This window comes from Pigmentiphaga litoralis (assembly GCF_013408655.1).
GTDB lineage: Bacteria > Pseudomonadota > Gammaproteobacteria > Burkholderiales > Burkholderiaceae_B > Pigmentiphaga > Pigmentiphaga litoralis_A.
In genome coordinates, this window is record NZ_JACCBP010000006.1 from 3,336 (window position 1) to 4,952 (window position 1,617).

General features: G+C 52.6%; 1 rRNA gene (cut by a window edge). It reads left to right on the plus strand.

Features of this window, described 5'->3' with window-relative positions:
• Positions 1–1,614 (plus strand): 23S ribosomal RNA (locus HD883_RS27410) (it extends 1,264 nt beyond the left edge of the window).
• Positions 1,615–1,617 lie beyond the last annotated feature (3 nt).

Sequence of the window (1,617 nt, forward strand, 5' to 3'; positions counted from 1 at the left end):
ATATCCATGCGTGGTAGGGGAGCGTTCTGTAAGCCTGCGAAGGTGTCTTGTAAAGGATGCTGGAGGTATCAGAAGTGCGAATGCTGACATGAGTAGCGATAAAGAGGGTGAAAGGCCCTCTCGCCGTAAGTCCAAGGTTTCCTACGCAACGTTCATCGGCGTAGGGTGAGTCGGCCCCTAAGGCGAGGCAGAGATGCGTAGCTGATGGGAAGCAGGTTAATATTCCTGCACCATTGTTTAATGCGATGGGGGGACGGATCGCGGAAGGTCATCAGGGTGTTGGAAGTCCCTGTTACTGCATCAAAGAAGGCGCTTAGGCAAATCCGGGCGCGTAATTCAAGGGTGTGGAACGAGCGAACTTGTTCGCGAAGTGATCGGAAGTGGTTCCAAGAAAAGCCTCTAAGCTTCAGTTAAACAAGACCGTACCGCAAACCGACACAGGTGGACGGGATGAGTATTCTAAGGCGCTTGAGAGAACTCAGGAGAAGGAACTCGGCAAATTGATACCGTAACTTCGGGAGAAGGTATGCCCTTGTAGCGTGATGCACCTGCGTGCAAAGCGTGAAAGGGTCGCAGATAATCGGTGGCTGCGACTGTTTAATAAAAACACAGCACTCTGCAAACACGAAAGTGGACGTATAGGGTGTGACGCCTGCCCGGTGCCGGAAGGTTAAGTGATGGGGTGCAAGCTCTTGATCGAAGCCCCGGTAAACGGCGGCCGTAACTATAACGGTCCTAAGGTAGCGAAATTCCTTGTCGGGTAAGTTCCGACCTGCACGAATGGCGTAACGATGGCCACACTGTCTCCTCCTGAGACTCAGCGAAGTTGAAATGTTTGTGATGATGCAATCTACCCGCGGCTAGACGGAAAGACCCCATGAACCTTTACTGTAGCTTTGCATTGGATTGTGAATCGGTCTGTGTAGGATAGGTGGGAGGCGCTGAAGCGAGGTCGCTAGATCTCGTGGAGCCAACCTTGAAATACCACCCTGATTTATTTGCGGTTCTAACCTTGGTCCGTTATCCGGATCGGGGACAGTGCATGGTGGGCAGTTTGACTGGGGCGGTCTCCTCCTAAAGGGTAACGGAGGAGTTCGAAGGTACGCTAGGTACGGTCGGAAATCGTGCTGATAGTGCAATGGCATAAGCGTGCTTAACTGTGAGACTGACAAGTCGAACAGGTGCGAAAGCAGGACATAGTGATCCGGTGGTTCTGAATGGAAGGGCCATCGCTCAACGGATAAAAGGTACTCTGGGGATAACAGGCTGATACCGCCCAAGAGTTCATATCGACGGCGGTGTTTGGCACCTCGATGTCGGCTCATCTCATCCTGGGGCTGTAGCCGGTCCCAAGGGTATGGCTGTTCGCCATTTAAAGAGGTACGTGAGCTGGGTTTAAAACGTCGTGAGACAGTTTGGTCCCTATCTGCCGTGGGCGCTGGAAATTTGATGGAGCCTGTTCCTAGTACGAGAGGACCGGAATGGACGTACCTCTGGTGTACCGGTTGTCATGCCAATGGCATTGCCGGGTAGCTATGTACGGAAGAGATAACCGCTGAAGGCATCTAAGCGGGAAACTCGTCTAAAGATAAGATTTCCCGGGGGCTTGACCCCCCT